This window comes from Streptomyces sp. SID3212, from assembly GCF_009865405.1.
Lineage (GTDB): Bacteria > Actinomycetota > Actinomycetes > Streptomycetales > Streptomycetaceae > Streptomyces.
This window is the reverse complement of the sequence record NZ_WWJY01000083.1, coordinates 1-2,073: the sequence shown is the minus strand read 5'-3', so window position 1 is coordinate 2,073 and position 2,073 is coordinate 1. Positions and strand designations below refer to the sequence as shown.

Genomic DNA, 2,073 nt, shown 5'->3' with positions numbered 1-2,073 from the left:
CGGGGCCGTCGGCGAGCGCGGCGCGGGTCAGTTCGCGCTGGGCCTCGAAGCCCTCCGTCACGGCCCGGTACTGGTCCGCCGCGATCGCCGCCGACACGGCCTTGCTGATCGCCAGGAAGGGCGTGCGCCGGGGCACTTCGAGCAGGGGGAGCCCTTCGGCGCGCGCCGCGGCGATCAGTGCCTCCGGGACGGAGTCGTAGTTCACGCCCACCGCGAAGCCGAGCCCGGCGACCCCCGCGCCGACGAGGCGGCGTACGTACGCCGTCATCGCGGCCGGATCCTCGGCGTCCAGCGTGGTGGCCGTGACCAGGAGCAGTTCGCCGCCCTCCATGTACGGGACGGGGTCGGCCAGCTCGCTGGCGTGGGCCCAGCGCACGGGCGTCCGCAGCCGGTCCTCGCCCGCGCGCACCCTGAGGTGGAGGGCCGAATGCTGCACGAGCGAGGCGAGCGTGGGCGGCATGGCGGGACCGAGGCCTTTGTCTGGGAACGTCGGGGACGTCCGGGAAACCGGCGGGCGAGTACGCCGTCCCGTACGAACGGCGTTCCCCAATCCTGCCAGCTTGTACGAACCCCGTGCCGGTCTCAGCCGCCCAGTTCCACCAGCAGCGGCGGCGCGTGCTCGCCGCCGACCGTGCGCAGCGAGAGCACGGCGTGCCCGGCGGGGACCGCGTGCGCGAGGTCGGAGGCGGACCACCGCTCGCGCTCGACCTGCCGTACGGTCACCGCGTCCGTCGTCACGGCCTTGCCGGTGACCAGCTTGCGGAAGGCGTGGATGGCCCTGGTCAGCGGCTGGTCGGCGAAGACCGTGCGCTGGGTGACGTCCCGGGTCTCGACCCATTCCGTGCCCCACGCCTCGGCGAACCGCTTGCCGTCCCAGGTCGTGATCCCGGAGAACGCCATCCGGCAGCCGACGGCCCCGAGCAGGGAGGTGTGCAGTGCTTCCGGTACGTCATCGAGCGTACGGAGGGTGAGCACGGCGCCCGCGTTGGCGGACCGCAGCCGCTGTACGCCGCGCAGTGTCCCGGCGGTGAGGGTACGGGTGGCGTCGTCCAGGACGAGGCAGGCGAAGAGCGACCGGTCGGCCCGGACGGCGGCGTTGGCGGTGAACTGGGCGAGGATCAGCCGGGCCAGCATCCGGGAGGCCTCGGCGTGGCCGCGCTCGGGGAGGTCGATGCGGACCCGCAGCGGGTGCTCCAGGGTGCGCAGGGAGAACGGCCTGGTCCGGCCGCTGGTGTCGAAGAACCCGGCGAAGGCGGGGCGGTCGAGCAGGGCGATCCGGTCGGCCAGCGCGGGTCCCGGGTCGCCGGGGGTGCCCGACTGCCGTTCCCTGGTGTCGAGTTCGCGCCGCATGCCGTACTGGCCCTTGGTGTCGAGCGCCTCGCGCAGGGCGGCCAGGGCGGTGGGTTCGCCGTCGAGCAGTTCCCGCAGTTCCGGTACGGACGGCAGGCGGTCGTGGGCGGCGCGGAAGGGGCCGAGCAGCTGGGCGAGGGCGGTGGTGGCCCGCCGGCCGTCGGTGTCGGCGAGGTCGCCGACCAGCCCTTCGGCCAGGAGGGTGGCGGCTTCGTCCGGGTCGTTGGTGCCGCCGTACAGGTCGAGGTCGTACGCGGAGGCGGGGTCGCCGAGGCGTACGACGACGTCGTAGGCGTCGTCGGGGCCGAGGCGGGTGCCGGTGGCGCAGACGGCGATGACGGCGGCGCGTCCGGCGAGGGCCTGGAGGGCGAGCGATTCGACGACGGGGCGGACGAGGGCTCGGGTCTTGCCCGTGCCGGGCGGGCCGACGGCCAGCAGGGAGGTCCCGAGCAGGTCGGGGTCGAGGGCCAGTCCGGTCCCGCGGCGGGCGTACGGGTTGCGCTGCCCGTCCTGGACGGTGCCGAGCAGGACCTGCCGTCCGAGCAGGTCGTGCCGGGCCGCGCGGACGGGGAGGTCGCGGGCGTGGGAGGGGTGGACGCAGGCGGCGGCGCCGTGCGCGCGGACCTCCTCGGTGAAGGCGGTGAGCCGGGAGGGGTCGGCCCGTACGGACTGCCAGGCGCGGCGGATCCGGGTGTAGTCGACGTCGTTCATCCGGCCGTCCCG

General features: G+C 75.1%; 2 protein-coding genes. Both read right to left on the bottom strand.

From position 1 onward, the window contains the following. The coding region (locus tag GT042_RS02790; protein WP_202532274.1) for a PucR family transcriptional regulator ligand-binding domain-containing protein at positions 1-460 on the bottom strand (460 nt) is incomplete at its 3' end. Positions 461-582: 122 nt separating this feature from the next. Further along, on the bottom strand, positions 583-2,073 hold a 1,491-nt coding region (locus tag GT042_RS02785; protein WP_161307104.1), incomplete at its 5' end, for an ATP/GTP-binding protein.